A 15,857-nucleotide genomic window follows, 5' to 3' on the forward strand; every position below is an offset into this window, starting at 1 on the left:
GCAAGACTTCGCTTTCCGCGGGCGGCCGGTGAGCCTCCTCGTCGCATGCGCTCCTGCGGGGTCTCACCTGTCTCGCTTTTCCCGCAGGAGTCTTCGTCTTGCACTCCAATCAACCGCTGGATAGAGCTAAATCTAAATTTGAACAATTTAAAAACCCGAACTAATTTGCCTCCTTGACAGAAAATTAGTTCGGGTTTTACTCAGACTAAAAAACTTTTGTCCCAGCCTCAGATTTTATACATGAAAATTCATTCAACGATGGTCAGTAGTAATAATAATATCTTTTTCCGAACCCATTAAATGGGCCGCCGACTATCTGGCCTCCTAAAAATCCTAAGCCCAAACCTATCAACCCGGCACTTAACGGATTTAAACCGTAGCCGTAGCCAATGCCAGGTCCGGGTCCCTGCACGGGCGGAGGATAACCGGGAAAACCATATCCGTATCCAGGTGGTCTCCCGACAGGTCCATACTGCGGGCCTCCCCCGTAAAATGGTTGATTTATATTTGAAAACCCGGGACTTTGGTAAAGGTTTTTTCCATAAATATTTCGCTTAAAGTTCATAGCTGACACTCCTCTTTATCAGCCTATTAACAAAATGGAAATATGGAAGGGCTTTTGACTAGTGATTGAAAAGTATTGATTTAAATCACTGAAGTATACACCGAAAAAAAGAAGTCCAAAAGGATTGGACTTCTAAAATCTGTCATGAAAATAGATTTTTAATCGACTTAAAGAACTCAGCTATTGCGTCTAATAAACCGGTGAAGAAATCGGATACCTTTTGACCAAAGCTCTCGTCATTCACTATGTCTTTGATGGTGGATTGAATATCTTTCGTCAAATCCTGGAGCTGCTGCTGCACATTATCAAAGTCGATATCAAGTGATCTGATTTTATCAAATAAATCAATCAATAATTGCCGATCTTCGGGACTGAGCTCGATATTCATACTTTGAAGCTTCTCTTCAACGATTTTCTCTACTTCTTCCTTAGTTGCGGGATCTTGTTCTGCAATCTCTTTTTTTATTTCTGTCAGAAGCTCACTGACTTTTTCTTTATCGATACCTGCATCTTTTGCCAATTCTGTTGCTACGTTTAACTCTTCATTGGCAACTTCCATACGTACAGAATCAAGTTTTTCCCCGCTTACATCATAAGCTTTGTAGATCCCTGTTAGAGCGGAGTGTCCGCTTACCTTTTCCGGTGAGGCAACTTCTACATTTGCATTTTCCACCCCTGCCGTCAATAACGCATTTGCATACATGGATTCCGTCACTTCTGTAATATTCTCAGGAGTAACGATTTCTACATTCAGACCCTGCCCCTTTTCCTGTCTGGTGATTTTTGCTGAAGAAAACATACGGGCATTTCTGTTCTCCCCTTCTATATATTTAACAAGGTCTTCCCCTGTTGCTGTAAATTCCTCAACATCAGCCTTCTCATCAACACCAAGTTGTTCCTGGACTGCCTTCTTTTGCTCTGCAGTAAGTGTCTCACCATATACAACAATCGGAACTCCGAATTTTTCATTTATACTCTCGCTGTTATTATCTGAAGCCGCTGCCGACTGTCCTAAACCAATTACCAATACTATCAGAAGTACTAAACTAACTATTTTTTTCATTTTTAATTCTCCTTTTTTACTGCAATCGATGTTTTATGGGATCTATAAACTTTTAACCATTGTACAAGTCTCTATCTTCATTTGCATCCTTCTCTGGTCTTATTTTTCTACATTGTAATAGACGTTTAATATGAAAATAAGTTTCAAATTTTTTAATCTGCTGCTTTTATTAATTTTTATTTTTTGAAAACTCTTCTAAAAAAAAATACCTGTCACTCGCTGCGATAACGGAGATTAACGCAGCGAGTGACAGGTACCCATCTAACTCTTATAGGATATCCATCCATATTTTAATGGCTGTACCTAAGATCAATACGGCCAAAATAGTTTGCAGTAATTTCGTGTTCATTTTCTTACCTGCTGTTGCACCTAGTGGAGATGCAATTAAACTCGCAACCACCATGATTAATGCAGGTACATAATCTACCTGACCTGTAGTGACCTTCCCGACTGTTGAACCGATAGAAGAGATCAGGGTAATCGCAAGAGAGGATGCGATCGTCATTTTAGTAGGAATTTTAAGCACCACAAGCATGATCGGTACTAATAGGAATGCTCCTGCGGCACCAACGATCCCAGCTCCAACTCCGACGATTAAAGACAATATGGCGGCAAGCCATTTATTGAATGTAACATCTTCAAACTTGATGTCATCAATACCTTTTTTAGGGATGAACATCATGATTGCAGCTGTAAGTGCAAGAACACCATATACAAGGTTTATTCCATTCTCACTCATTGCCTTTGATCCGTATCCGCCAATAAAACTACCGATCAGGATGCTCACACCCATGTAAGCGATGAGAGTCTTATTCAGATATCCGCCTTTCCTATAGGCCCAAACCCCTCCAAGTGTTGCAAAGAACACTTGTACTGCACTGATGCCGGATACTTCGTGTGCAGTAAATGACGCCACTCCAAGTAATGGTGGAATATATAAAAGCATTGGATACTTGATGATACTGCCTCCGATTCCTACCATCCCGGAAATATATGAACCAACAAAACCAATTAAAAAGACTGTAATGATAAATGCCAAATCCATGGTACAGTTCCTCCTTTACTGTTAAATGGGAACCTTTTTAAGTAAGGTTCCCATTTATTTCATAGTCTACCCGGATTCAAATTATCGCACTGCGCAACGATTTGGTCCGATTTCCATTTCACGCTGTTTTTCTTCATCTGGAGTTACTTTACCCATATTCGTTTCACGAATTTCCTGATATGCATTTGGCTGAGGAGGAAGATTTTCAGACACTAATTTTCTGAATTCCTCTTCATCTGAAATGTTAAGACCATGATTCTTCTCAAATAGTGTACCTAATTTTTCTCCTACAGTACCATCTTCGTTTAATTCATCTATGATCATGAAGTGTGCAGGTAATACTGTAAGGTCCATCGATAAATTCTTGTAACGCTTGTATAGACTTTCTCTTAAGTCTGCTACCCAGTCCTGTGCTTTACCAGCCAGGTCAGGACGTCCAATGCTGTCTATAAACAGGATATCTCCTGATAATAAATACTTTTCATCGATCACAAATGAAGTAGATCCGATAGTATGACCTGGTGAATATAAAGCATTGATATCGATAGTTGAGTTACCGATCTCCACTTTATTTCCATCTTCTAGTGCTGCATAGTCGAAAGTAACTTCTTCCGCATCTTTAGGTGGTAACCAATATGTCGCATTCGTCGCTTCTGCAATTCGACGACCGCCTGAAATGTGATCCGCGTGTAAATGCGTATCGAAAATATTTGTAATGACTGCATTCTTTTCTTTTGCAAAATCGATAAAGATATCCGCCATACGAGTAGCATCTATAATGGCTGCTTCACCGTTTGAAACCACCATGTATGAAAGGCAGCCCTTACCTAAACGCACGAATTGATAAAGTTCACCGCCGTCTGTCAGGTCACCGACTTTAACTGGCTCTAAATGTTCACTCCATGCTTTCATACCGCCTTCTAGATACGATACGTCCTTACCTTCATCTGAAAGCATTTCAGCCACCATTATAGAAGACCCTTCTTTCGCACATACAACCAGGATATCTTTATCGTTTGGAAGTTTTTCTAAAATCTCTTCCACTCCATCTAAAAGATCGAAGTAAGGAATGTTCAGGTATTCAAAAGAATGACCGTCAATTTTCCAATCTTCAAACGCATCCGTGTTACGTACATCTAAAATAAATAAATCTTCTTTATTGATCACTTTTTGTGCTGCTTCTTTCGGACTCATAGCTTTAACTGCCATTATTTCTACCTCCCAATGTTTTTAATTAATCTGTTGTTTTTTATTTAATGTCGGATTCTACGTCGCCTGACCATTCGCTCATACCAGGGACAACGTTAATCACGTTTGTAAATCCTTTTTCAGTTAGTAACTGTGCAGCCATGTCGCTGCGGTTACCTGTACGGCATACAACATAAATATTCTTATCTTTAGTTAACTCATCCGCTTTTTCTTCTAATTCCCCAAGTGGAATTGACACCGCTCCAGGAATGCGTTTGAAGGCATACTCAGCTTTTTCGCGGACGTCAAGCACTAGCGTGTTGGCATCACCGAGTTTACTTGCCAATTCTTCATTATTTGTTACAGCTTCATGCTTACGCTCCACTTTATCTTCTCCGCTTGATTTACGAACGAAATGTTTTAGAACATCCCCTTCTTCAATCGTACCCAGATAATCATGTCCTGAACTCTTTGCCCAAGCTTGTAAATCAGCTTTTGAACCTTTATCTGTTGCCTGGATCTCAATCACTTGACCAGCTTCAAGGTTATTAATAGCTTTCTTTGTTTTCACGATTGGCATTGGACATGCTAATCCTTTAGCATCTAATACGAAATTTGCTTCAATGTTCATAAAATAACCTCCGATTACCTCATAGGGTATATTTTTTATCAAAAAAATTTAGATGAATAAGTTTACATTACCGTCTTCTGCATCAGCTAAATAAGCAGCTACACCTGCATATTCGATTTCTTCCATTAACTCATCTTTATGAAGACCTAGTAAATCCATTGTCATTGTACATGCTACCAGCTTAATGTCTTGTTCTTTTGCCATCTCGATTAAGTCAGGAAGTGGCATTGCATTATGCTTTTTCATGACACCTTTGATCATTTTTGGTCCCATTCCTGCAAAGTTCATATTGGATAAACCTAATTTATCTGCACCACGCGGCATCATTTTACCGAACATTTTTTCCATGAAACTTTTCTTTACTGGTACCATTTCTTCTTTTCTTAATGCATTAAGACCCCAGAACGTGTGAAAGATCGTTACCTCGTGATCGTATGCTGCAGCACCATTCGCGATAATGTAAGCAGCCATCGCTTTATCGTAATCTCCACTAAAGAGAATTATATTTGTAGTTTTTGTCTCTGACATCAGTTTTCCTCCTTATTAATACTGAGAGGGGTAAATACCCCTCAAAATACTTTATCCTTTTTTAATCCAGAATGTGAATACTTCATTTTCTTCTTTAGATTCCACAAGTTCATGACCTGTTGTTTTAGCCCAAGCAGTCAAGTCACTCTTAGCACCTTTATCAGTTGTTTGAACTTCAAGGATCTGACCTGATTCAATTTCTTTAATCGCCTTTCTTGTCTTTACGATTGGCATTGGGCAAGCTAGTCCTTTTGCGTCTAATACTTTATCTGCGTTCATTTATTATTCCTCCTAAAAATTTGTTTTTTTATTTTTTCTTTTTAAAATACCTATAAGGGTATGTTAAATGATATAAAAAAAGTTGTCAACACTTTTTATTTATCTGCTTTTAACTAACAAGTTTACTGCTTCTTTTACAATATCCTCAGTGTTTTCTCCTGTTTCGTGTGAATCTCTCACACATTCCACAAGGTTTAAACTTACAATTAAGCCGATAGAACGATCAAGAGCGGTTTTCGCTGCAGATAATTGCGAAATGACATCTTTACAATCATCGCCTTGCTCCATCATTCTTAATATTCCCCGGAGCTGCCCTTCTGCTCGTTTTATGCGGTTTTTAACTTGAGAATTGTATTCCATAAAGACACCTCCCAGAAAATAGCTTATTGCGTTGTTTTCTTGCTACATTCACTATAATATACCCTATAGAGTATATAGTCAAGGAGAAATGAAAATATTTTTTATAATTGTATTCAGAAACCGGAATGTAATAACTTTCTTGATAGATGAGATCGGGGAATCAAGCTGTCGTTTCCTTTGCGGCCGGCTCGCCTTATGCATCTGGTCCCTTGACGAGCCGCCTCCCGGAGAACATACCTGATTTATAGTTGGCAGATAATGTTCCGGTCCTTATACCCCCCTGTATACTTCTTCCCGTAAGTACTGGGCAAACGTTTCAAGATGGTTGACTGAACACACATCTTCTTCTAGTAAAGGAATTTGATATAGCTTTTGTTCGATAAATTTCCTTTTCATCAGCTGCAGGTAATCTTTCTCCTGCTTTTTCCTTTTTTGAAGAAATGAACCGTCGGCTGTTGGTGGAAGGATTTTGTTTACAATCAGCCCTTGAATTTTCAAATCATGCTTATTCATCATTTCAATTGCTTTTTCTGTTTCCAGGATAGGAAGCCTCTCTGGAATCAAGACAAAAATGAAGCCTGTCTTGGCTGAATCCAAAAGGATCGAGCGCACGCGTGCAAATTTATCCCTCCTCTTCTGCAGCACTTCAAATATTGGATCCTCCACAGGCTCTCCATCATTCAATAGCTGAGAATAGTTTTTATTCGTTTTCTTTCTTCTTTCAAGCATGCCGTCCATCCATACCCCCATTAACTCGGGAAGTGAAAGCAAACGGATTGTATGTCCGGTGGGAGCAGTGTCAAAAATAATTTTTTCAAATTCTACTTTTTCTTCTAAGATGATTGATACAATCCGATCGAACAATGCTGCTTCTTCGGCACCTGGTGCGGATGCAGCCATATCGATTTGGCGGTGGACCTCATCAATCATAGAAGACTTAACCATTCCCTTTAGATTGTTTTTTACACCATTGATATACTTCTGTGTTTCCATTTCAGGGTTGATTTCCACACCCCAAAGATTCTCAAGTAAAGGTGTCTTACCCTTACCTATATTAATATGAAAGATATCTCCTAAATTGTGTGCAGGATCCGTTGATACAATAAGTGTCTTCTTCCCGGATTTTGCGTACATCATAGCTAATGCAGAAGCAGAGGTTGACTTTCCGACGCCGCCCTTGCCCCCTACAAAAAGGATCGCCTGATTTTCGATTTCATTCATTTATCTTTTCACCCCTTCCCTGAGCATCAACAGCACCTTATTCCTTCAAGAGGGGAATGCTCCATGCCCATCCGTAAATGCCAATCATGAAATTTCTCTATCATATATGGATAAAGTTCTAATGTGTAATAAAAGACAGGATTGGGCAGCCCCAGCATATCAGAATATAAGAGTAGGAAGAATAAATCATCTTCATCTCTCAGTTCTCTTGCTATTTCTGTTTTATGGGGATGCTTAATAATCTCGTCGTAAAGATTGATTATTCGTTTCAATTTTTCTTTCATGGATGAATCAATCAAATTGTTTCCTCCCCAGAAATATTTTGTACGAACGCAATGGCTGCAGGCTTTCAAAAATAGAGAACCCCTTCAGCACTTTTTAGTTGCTCCAAAAGGTTCTCTATCTTCTTGGCCATCAGGCAGTGAATTGTGTCGGTTCTTCTCCCTTTTTAGACAAAGATGAAGCCGCAGTAACCAAAATCCATAATGTGAAAATCAGGATGATACTGCCAAAGATAAATAAAAGCATGTTTCCTTCTGCTCCACCCATTCCGGACCATTCGAAAATCACCTGATTAATCATTGCCCATAGAGTCATGAACATTAGAAACAACATAGGGATCAATGTTGCCATGTAGTTTCTTCCCTGTCTCTTTAGCCATATTGTAATCAATAGTAAACTGATTCCGGCCAATAGTTGATTCGATGTACCAAATAACGGCCATAGCAGGTACCCTCCTGACCCGAACCCTTTAGGTCCTTGCGGCAGAAGTGTCAGAGCTGCACTGGATACAACGGCTATAGTTGTGGCGACATGTGTTTTTGTGAGTGGCATTACATTATATTCTTCACCTAGTTCTGCAATAATGTATCTCATTAAACGTACAGAAGAATCCAGAGTGGTTGCAGCAAAACTTACAATGATTACGGAAACGATTGTAGCGGCAATATCTGCAGGGATTCCCAAACCTGACGCTAGCTGCCCTGCCCCTTTGATAAATACGCCAAGACCTGCGCCGCTTGCAGCTGCAAACCCGCTGTAAGTAGCTCTAAATTCTTCTACATTTGGGAAAAAGGTGATACATGCAATGATGGCGATCAGTGCCAATGCACCCTCACCAACCGCTCCTAAATAACCAACGAATCGTGCTTCCGTTTCATTGTTTAGCTGCTTCGATGAAGTACCTGATGATACTAACCCATGGAAACCGGATATTGCCCCGCACGCAATCGTAATGAACAATAATGGAAACCATGAAACATCAGCGGAACTATTGGTCATCGGTGCTGTTATTTCAGGATTGGTAAATAACAATCCTAAATACAGTAATCCAAGTCCCACCACCAATTGATGTGAATTGATATAATCCCGTGGCTGTAATAACTTCCAAACAGGAAGGGTAGATGCGATATACACATAAATCATCAATATGACAATCCAGACAAAGAAGGCCATACTGGTTGCACTTAAACCAAACAGAGAAGTTGCACCTTCACCGCCGAAGTATTTAACCATGTCGATTTGAAGGAATTCCACCCTGCTCGCAATAATCGCAGATATATACATCACTGCAAGAGCGACAATGGATGGCAGCAGCATGCTTCCGCTTCGCTTATAAACTCTATACCCGATCCATACAGCTAAAGGTATTTGAATGAAAACAGACAGCACACTTGCCGGAAATGAAATAAATAAGTTCGCGATAACCCAAGCAAAAACGGCATTTACCATTAATACAAGGATAAGGATAATGAATAGAAATAGTACCTTTGCCCTTTTTCCTATCAACTTGCTGGCCAAAGTGCCAACTGATTGACCTTTATTTCTGACAGAAAGAACAAGTGTCCCGAAATCATGGACTCCAGCCGCGAAGACTGTTCCAAGAATCACCCATAGAAATGCGGGAAGCCATCCCCAATAAACAGCAATGGCAGGACCCACAATCGGTGCAGCACCCGCTACAGATGTAAAATGATGTCCCCAGAGCACAAACTTATTAGTCGGTACAAAATCCACACCATCTTTATATTGGTGGGCAGGTGTGACATAATTCGGGTCTAATCGATAAATACGTTCTGCAATCAGCTTAGAGTAATATTTATACCCTGCGAAAAATACAATACCCCCTATTAATGCCAGCCAGATTCCTCCCATAAAACTCCTCCTTGTAAATAAAAATACAGCCACAGCATTCACTTTTCATTCAGGAAGCAATTCATGTTGCAAGAGTATACAGAATTTTTAGAATGTATGCGCTTACTACATTTTACATTGGCTTATCCAGGAATTCAACGGGAAATTTATATTAGAAAAAACAAGAGAACATGAACCGGAACGAACAAATAATGAGTCGATAAAAAAGCACCGGATCAAAATAAGATCCGGCGCATCCGTTAACTTACTATGATGCTATCTTCATCTGTCGGGTCCACGGCTTGAGGGATGTCTATCGTCGTTCTTAAAATGGTTTGATTTGTATCCGTAGTTTTCGGATGATTTGTGTCTGTAGGAAACTGAAAGGAAATTGTCCTTTTTTCCCCTGCTTTTATGGTACCGATATCATTTAATTCAATAGTCTTCAATTCTTTTTCATGATAGGGAAAGTCACTGTCCTCTTTGTCTTCTTCATATTTATGTAACAAGAGTAATTGAACTTTATTAATTGGCTGATCCGCCATACCTCCCTCTATGATTACTTCACCTTTGATCATGTCGCCTTGTTTTATAGACGCTTTACCTACGACCGTATCTACTTTCACATGTCCAATCCCTATACTGGATAGAAATTTCTCTAACATGGATATGACCACCTTTCCACTTCAAAAATAGTATGCAAATCAAACCTTATACATATTTTGCTAAATCTTAGTTGAAACTATCATAGAAACTTATAGAAAGAAGGGATATAAATGAAAAAAATTATTTTCACACTAATCACGGTATGTCTCGTTAGCTTAAGCTTCCAAGGCTATGCTTCTGCTGAAGGACAGCAGCTTGCTCCTCAGAAAGTCAATCTTTCGGACGCTCAAAAACAAGAATTGGATACATTGCATAAGCAGTTGTTCTCTACAAAGAAGGAACTGATTAACAAGTATGTTGAGTACGGGGTTTTCACTCAGGAACAAGGTGATCTTATGCTTAAGAAAATGGAAGAACGCTATCAAAAACTAAAAGATAATGGATATATGATGAGATGGCATCATCATCAGGAAAAAATGCCACACCCTCAAAAAAACAATTAATAATATAGCTGGTTTGAGGCAGCAGCTTCTAACCAGCTTTGCTTACAACCTGCATTTACAGAGATTTGAGTATAATCGCCGTCTTACGGATATCTTCCATAGATACGTCGTAGTGAGTAGTAAACCGTACTGTCTCTGCCCCGAATCCCCCTATTAAAATCCCCTTTTCTTTTAGGAGCTCCACATATTCTTTTGATGAAAGACCTGTTCCTTGGACATCTGCAACCACAATATTTGTATCAACATCATTTATAACTGAGATTCCTTTACTGTTTTGTAAGGCTTCTTTTAGGACGGCGGCCTTTTCATGGTCCTCAATCAATCGTTCCCTCATGGTTGTGAGCGCCACCAAACCAGGAGCAGCAATCATCCCCACTTGCCGCAAGCCGCCTCCAAGTCGTTTTCTCCACTTTCTTGCTCGCTGTATGAATTTTCTATCCCCTGCTATGATTGATCCAACTGGTGCTCCCAAACCCTTGGATAAGCATACTTGGACGGTATCGCAATGTTTGGTGAATTCCTTTACATCCCTTCCGATACCTGCTGCAGCATTAAAAAGTCTCGCTCCATCAACATGAACGGGAACCTGATTTCTGCATGCGACTGAATAGATAGCCTCCATGTTTTCTGGTGAAAGGATTGCTCCTCCTGCACGATTATGTGTATTTTCAACACAAATCAGGCCGGTTTCCGGAAAATGTTGATCTTCAGCCCTAACAGCTTCTTCTACGACTTCAGGGTCCATCGCTCCCTTTACCCCTGGGAGGGTTCTGGTTTGAACTCCTGCCAAAGCCGCCACTGCCCCTGATTCATAATAAAATATATGAGAATTTTCCTCTAAAATAATTTCATTCCCTGGACGGGTATGTGTCAAAACAGCAATTTGATTCCCTTGTGTTCCGCTTGTTACAAATAAAGCAGCTTCTTTCCCCAGTACCTTTGCAGCTTCCTCTTCCAGCCTTGTAACAGTGGGATCTTCCCCGTACACATCATCCCCCACCTCTGCCTCAAATGCAGCCTGCCTCATTTCAACGGTCGGTTTCGTTACTGTATCACTTCGTAGATCAATCATTTTTATCCTCCCTGAACTCATTGTGTATTGAACATTATATCAAACTTTTTTATCTTCTTAGGTTAAAATATACATGTTTGAAAATTGAAGATAATACCAATTACCCAGAAAAAATATAATTATAGGAATATTCTTAACATTCCGTTCTTTTTTATGATACTATTTTAATAATCTATATATGGATGGTATCAGGAATCATAAATTTTGTCCTGCACCATGTTCCTTCTATATTAATTAGACACACTTTCGCTTTCGTGCATATTAACGATAAACGATTATAGGAGTATGAATATGAACATCGGTTCTAAAATCCGCTTTCACAGACAAAAAAGGAATTTAACTCAAGAGGAATTATCAAAAGGGATTATTTCCGTATCATACCTTTCAAAACTTGAGAATAACCAAGTCACTCCCTCCGGTGACATTATTCAATTGTTATGTGAACGACTTGGAGTGTCCTCACTTCAAAACGACAAGCACGAATTGAATCAGCTTCTTGAAAAATGGAATCACTCATTATTATGGAAAGATTTTAAAGCAGCTGACACGTATCATGAACAAATAAAAAAACTGCTTGATGACACGGAAGACTTGTCACCTCAGCTTTTTTATAAAATTTTGCGCATACGTTATCATTTGATTCATTCCGACCTTGACAGTGCCCGTACCAACCTTATACATATTCATTCTCATTATAAAGAATTAAGCGATACATTAAGGTTTTATTATCACAAATATAAAGGCAACTATTATTATTTGCTGCACCAATACGATAAAGCCCAAGCTGAACTGAAAGAGGCTGAAACATATTATGTATTAGGCAGTGTGATCAATGAAGAAGAAAGAGCCGATCTATATTATTTATTCAGCCTGGTCTTGACACGGTTGAACGTGTACAGACTTGCTATTTATTATGGAGAAAAGTCATTATCCATCTTTCAAGGCGTTTACTTTCAAAAGAGATGTGCGGAAGTACACTTGCTGCTTGGTATATGCTACCGCAGAATCCGATATAGTGAAGAAGCCCTCAAACATTATGAGTGGGCAAACTTCATCAGCATGTCAATCAATTACAAGACCCTTAACTCAATGGTTGAACAGAATCTGGGATATTTGAAATCTGTTATGAATAAAAGTGAAGAGGCTATTCATCACTATTTGAAAAGTATTGAACTGAAAGAGTCAGATGTTGAAGGAAAGCTGAATTCCATTTTATCACTTGTAAAGGAGTATTATAAACTAAACCGTTTTAATCAGGTCCCCCTTTGGCTGTCAAAAGGGCTGGAATTATCTTCAAAAGACAAATTCCCTGATAAATATTATCAGCTTTCCTATTACCAATATGCTTTAAATGGGTTCCCCGATGGATTTGAATACTTCATGAAAGAACAGGCACTGCCCTGCTTTAAACAAAGTGGCGAACATCTCTTATATGCTGAGTACTCTAAGCTCTTTGGTCAATATTACCAAGGAGTTAGAAAATATAAAAACGCTGCATTTCATTTAAGGGAAGCCAATACCATTTATGAAGAAATGCTGTCTTTATAAGGAGGTGAGAACATGAAAAAGTTCAAGCAATTTATCATCGTTACTAGCTTAACAGCAATGGCGCTGGGTGGAGTCGTTGTCATCAATTCTCCAGAGGAAGACTTCCCGCCATTCAGTGTGAAACAATAATAATAGAGGGCTTTTTAAAATGCTTTACATCAAAGCACGATAAAAGAGCCTAATAGAAAAAGACTGGTTATTTAAAACCAGTCTTTTTCTATTCCAATTCATCAGGAGGCTCAATTGGATGAGAACCGGAGACTATTTCATCAAACAAATCATTCTCTTTTTGCAAGGAAGACCCCGAAACAGTTGTTGTTTAGACGGAGTAAATCCAAACCGGTTCTGCCCTTCCGAGGCTATATTTTCTACCATAAGTCTCAAAGCATGTGCCAATTATTGAATTTCACTTTTGGTGATCCAATTAAAACTATCCCTTAAATAAATGGAAATTTTCTGAATAAAGTTATATAGTTAGAAAGGATACTTAAAGGGGGAATATAAAATGAATGCAAGATACACAGATAATTTAGAGAGATATGCAGACCTTATCGTACATGTAGGGCTGAATCTGCAGAAAGATCAGGAGTTATTAATTTCCGCTCCTATCTCAGCTTATGAATTCGTCCGTCACATTACGATTAAAGCGTACGAAGCTGGAGCCCTTCATGTCATGACAGACTTTTATGATGAGGAACTGAAGAAAATACGTCTTGAGAAATCGAGTGAGGAAGGTTTAAAGGTATTTCCTCATTGGAAACAAAAAGGATACATAGAGATGGCTGAGAACAATGTTGCCTTGTTGAACCTTATCGCACCTAATCCTTCTCTGCTCAGAGAAGTGGATCCAGGCAGAGTGGCTTTACTGAATAAGGTATCCGCAGAAGCTTCTAAGGAATTCTCAGCATATATCGGAGGAGGAAAAATCAGCTGGCTGATTGCAGCTTATCCAACTGAGGAATGGGCTGAGACTGTTTTCCCTGAACTCTCAAAAACAGATGCAGCCGAAAAACTATGGGACACCATTTTCTACACTACCAGGACAGACCGTGAGCAAACTGTTGAACGGTGGGAACAGCATATTAATGAACTGAATGAAAAAGCCAGCCTCCTAAATGACGCACAGTATACTAAACTTCACTACACAGGACCGGGTACAAATTTGACGATTGGATTCCACCCTCAAACAAAATGGATAAGCGCCCAATTCACAAATGATAAGGGAATACCATTCGTGCCAAACCTGCCAACAGAGGAAGTCTTCACAATTCCTGATAAGACCAGTGTAAATGGAGTGGTGACCTCTACAAAACCTCTTAATTATGGAGGAACACTGATAAAGGACTTTTCAATGACATTCAAAGACGGAAAAGTCGTGGATTTTTCCGCTAAAGAAGGATATGATACACTCAAAAATCTTCTAAATGCGGATGAAGGTGCTTCTTATCTTGGAGAAGTTGCCCTCGTTCCACATAATTCACCTATTTCCAATACAAATATCATCTTTAATAATACATTGTTTGATGAAAATGCATCTTGTCACATCGCACTTGGCCGGGCGTTGTCTGTATGCGTGGAAAACGGAAAAGAACTGAATCCTGAAGAACTGAACGCAATCGGTTTTAATGAAAGCGCAATTCATGTGGATTTCATGATTGGTTCTGGTGATCTGGCTATCGACGGCGAAAAACCTGACGGAACCATTCATCCAATCTTCAGAAACGGCGACTGGGTTTAAATAGAGAAATTTCTTTAAGACAAAAGTGTTTTATTGTCTAAGTAACGCACGAACTAATTTGCATCCTGGGAAGCAAATTAGTTCGTTTTTTTTATAGTTTTTTACACACTTGTGTTAAGGTTTAGCTTGTTCCAGCGGTTGATTGGAGTGCAAGACGAAGACTCCTGCGTAATGTGAGACCCCGCTGGTAAAAGCTAGGAGGCTCACGGGCTACCCGCGAAAAGCGGAGTCTTGCACGGAAATCAATAGCGGTAATTAGAGCCTGCATTCATAACTTCCATAAATTACATACATAATGACAAATTAATTTCTTTTATAACATTTTCAATACCGCGTTTATCGCTTACAATATACATATAGCATCTAAAGGAGCGATATCATTGTCAATCTTCACGAATAAACCTACATTATTTTGGAGCGGACTTATGTTAGTCTCTCTTTTCATCTTAATAGCTTTATTCAGGACATCTAATGTTCAATCAAGCGAAAAGGCATTAACTGCAGTTGAAAGATACCCAACTGTGTTTGTACACGGATATAAAGGAACGTATAATTCGTTCAAAACGATGCTTGAACGCTTTGAACATCATCATGGCTGGGGGAAAAAGAATTTAGAAATATATGTTTCTGAAAATGGGAGCGTTTCTTATAAAGGAACAATTCCTAAAAAACCTACGGCCCCCCCTCTCGTTCAGGTCATCTTTGAAGATAACCGGGCTGCTTTGGACAAACAAGCGGTCTGGCTTGAAAATGCAATGAAGCTTTTGCATCATCAATTTCAGGTTGACAATGTAAATCTCATCGGTCATTCCATGGGTGGTCTTGCATCAACTAAGTATCTGGAAAACGCACAGGGAAAACCCTTGCTGCCTAAAACATATAAATTTATATCTATTGCCACCCCGTTTCTCGGAGTGACGAAAGATTCCTATGACCAAATCAATACCGGTGCTGCTGTAATTGACTTAAAACCCAATTCAAAAGCAATTGAACACCTATATCACAATCGTCATTTAATCGATCCCGCTGTGAAGGTTTTATCCATAGCAGGTTCAGGTGATGATGTAGTGAACGTACCAAGTGCTCTGGCAAGCGAGAAAATTTTTGACAGAAATGAATTCACTTCTAAAATTATTTATGACCCTTCCATTTCACATAGTGGTTTACATGAGACAACAAAAGTAGACCGGCTTGCTGGTGATTTTTTATGGGGGAAATAATGACCTCGGAATCTTACTCGAGAAATCAGGGTAAGATTTTTTTATTTCCCCTCTCGAGAAATAATCGATCTGTGTGTATGACCCGATAACAAGAAACGGGCTTTTACATAGAAGACAGTTGCGTTATACCTTCAGAAGTTCTATACTACACAAGACT

Annotated in this window: 17 protein-coding genes; 4 read left to right on the forward strand and 13 right to left on the reverse strand. The window is 39.3% G+C overall.

Features of this window, described 5'->3' with window-relative positions; translation table 11 throughout:
• Nucleotides 1-262 precede the first annotated feature (262 nt).
• The 12 genes from AAEO50_RS12735 to AAEO50_RS12790 all read right to left on the reverse strand — a co-directional run bounded on the left by AAEO50_RS12735 (nt 263) and on the right by AAEO50_RS12790 (nt 9,678).
• Complete coding sequence (locus AAEO50_RS12735) at nt 263-565, reverse strand: hypothetical protein (protein WP_341984183.1); 303 nt, start codon at nt 563-565, stop codon at nt 263-265.
• A gap of 142 nt (nt 566-707) precedes the next feature.
• Entirely contained in the window at nt 708-1,628 is a 921-nt protein-coding gene (locus AAEO50_RS12740; protein WP_341984185.1) for a DUF1002 domain-containing protein, read from the reverse strand.
• Nucleotides 1,629-1,896: 268 nt separating this feature from the next.
• Nucleotides 1,897-2,673 (reverse strand): sulfite exporter TauE/SafE family protein, encoded by a 777-nt coding sequence (locus tag AAEO50_RS12745; RefSeq protein WP_341984187.1) that lies wholly within the window; start codon nt 2,671-2,673, stop codon nt 1,897-1,899.
• An 81-nt stretch (nt 2,674-2,754) separates the two neighbouring features.
• Nucleotides 2,755-3,882 (reverse strand): MBL fold metallo-hydrolase, encoded by a 1,128-nt coding sequence (locus AAEO50_RS12750; RefSeq protein WP_341984189.1) that lies wholly within the window; start codon nt 3,880-3,882, stop codon nt 2,755-2,757.
• A gap of 40 nt (nt 3,883-3,922) precedes the next feature.
• Complete coding sequence (locus AAEO50_RS12755) at nt 3,923-4,492, reverse strand: sulfurtransferase TusA family protein (RefSeq protein ID WP_341984191.1); 570 nt, start codon at nt 4,490-4,492, stop codon at nt 3,923-3,925.
• A 48-nt stretch (nt 4,493-4,540) separates the two neighbouring features.
• Complete coding sequence (locus tag AAEO50_RS12760; protein WP_425383197.1) at nt 4,541-5,020, reverse strand: DsrE/DsrF/DrsH-like family protein; 480 nt, start codon at nt 5,018-5,020, stop codon at nt 4,541-4,543.
• 51 nt (nt 5,021-5,071) lie between these two features.
• Nucleotides 5,072-5,299, reverse strand: coding sequence for a sulfurtransferase TusA family protein (locus AAEO50_RS12765; protein WP_341984193.1), 228 nt, complete (start codon nt 5,297-5,299; stop codon nt 5,072-5,074).
• 99 nt (nt 5,300-5,398) lie between these two features.
• Entirely contained in the window at nt 5,399-5,659 is a 261-nt protein-coding gene (locus tag AAEO50_RS12770; protein WP_341984195.1) for a metal-sensitive transcriptional regulator, read from the reverse strand.
• A 270-nt stretch (nt 5,660-5,929) separates the two neighbouring features.
• Nucleotides 5,930-6,880, reverse strand: a complete 951-nt coding sequence (locus AAEO50_RS12775) for an ArsA family ATPase (RefSeq protein WP_341984197.1) — start codon at nt 6,878-6,880, stop codon at nt 5,930-5,932.
• 26 nt (nt 6,881-6,906) lie between these two features.
• Nucleotides 6,907-7,164 carry a cory-CC-star protein gene (locus AAEO50_RS12780; RefSeq protein WP_341984317.1) on the reverse strand — a complete coding sequence of 86 codons (258 nt, stop codon included), beginning with the start codon at nt 7,162-7,164 and terminating at the stop codon, nt 6,907-6,909.
• 130 nt (nt 7,165-7,294) lie between these two features.
• The gene (locus tag AAEO50_RS12785) at nt 7,295-9,034 is read right to left on the reverse strand and encodes a carbon starvation protein A (protein ID WP_341984200.1); all 1,740 of its coding nucleotides are present in this window, start codon (nt 9,032-9,034) and stop codon (nt 7,295-7,297) included.
• Nucleotides 9,035-9,273: 239 nt separating this feature from the next.
• Nucleotides 9,274-9,678, reverse strand: a complete 405-nt coding sequence (locus AAEO50_RS12790) for a sporulation protein (protein ID WP_341984202.1) — start codon at nt 9,676-9,678, stop codon at nt 9,274-9,276.
• Nucleotides 9,679-9,789: 111 nt separating this feature from the next.
• On the opposite strand from AAEO50_RS12790, the gene AAEO50_RS12795 reads away from it, so the two are divergent.
• Nucleotides 9,790-10,122 (forward strand): YckD family protein, encoded by a 333-nt coding sequence (locus AAEO50_RS12795; protein ID WP_341984204.1) that lies wholly within the window; start codon nt 9,790-9,792, stop codon nt 10,120-10,122.
• Between the two features lie 55 nt (nt 10,123-10,177).
• Here AAEO50_RS12795 and AAEO50_RS12800 read toward each other — a convergent pair whose 3' ends face one another.
• On the reverse strand, nt 10,178-11,194 hold the full coding sequence (locus tag AAEO50_RS12800) for a GntG family PLP-dependent aldolase (RefSeq protein ID WP_341984206.1): 1,017 nt from the start codon (nt 11,192-11,194) through the stop codon (nt 10,178-10,180).
• Nucleotides 11,195-11,485: 291 nt separating this feature from the next.
• Here AAEO50_RS12800 and AAEO50_RS12805 point away from each other — a divergent pair, with 291 nt between their 5' ends.
• The 3 genes from AAEO50_RS12805 (at nt 11,486) to AAEO50_RS12815 (ending at nt 15,700) form a co-directional block, all read left to right on the forward strand.
• Nucleotides 11,486-12,742, forward strand: a complete 1,257-nt coding sequence (locus AAEO50_RS12805; RefSeq protein WP_341984208.1) for a helix-turn-helix domain-containing protein — start codon at nt 11,486-11,488, stop codon at nt 12,740-12,742.
• Between the two features lie 505 nt (nt 12,743-13,247).
• Complete coding sequence (locus AAEO50_RS12810) at nt 13,248-14,480, forward strand: aminopeptidase (RefSeq protein WP_341984210.1); 1,233 nt, start codon at nt 13,248-13,250, stop codon at nt 14,478-14,480.
• Between the two features lie 425 nt (nt 14,481-14,905).
• Nucleotides 14,906-15,700, forward strand: a complete 795-nt coding sequence (locus AAEO50_RS12815; RefSeq protein ID WP_341984319.1) for an alpha/beta hydrolase — start codon at nt 14,906-14,908, stop codon at nt 15,698-15,700.
• Nucleotides 15,701-15,857 lie beyond the last annotated feature (157 nt).

Source organism: Rossellomorea oryzaecorticis (genome assembly GCF_038405515.1).
Classification (GTDB): Bacteria; Bacillota; Bacilli; order Bacillales; family Bacillaceae_B; genus Rossellomorea; species Rossellomorea oryzaecorticis_A.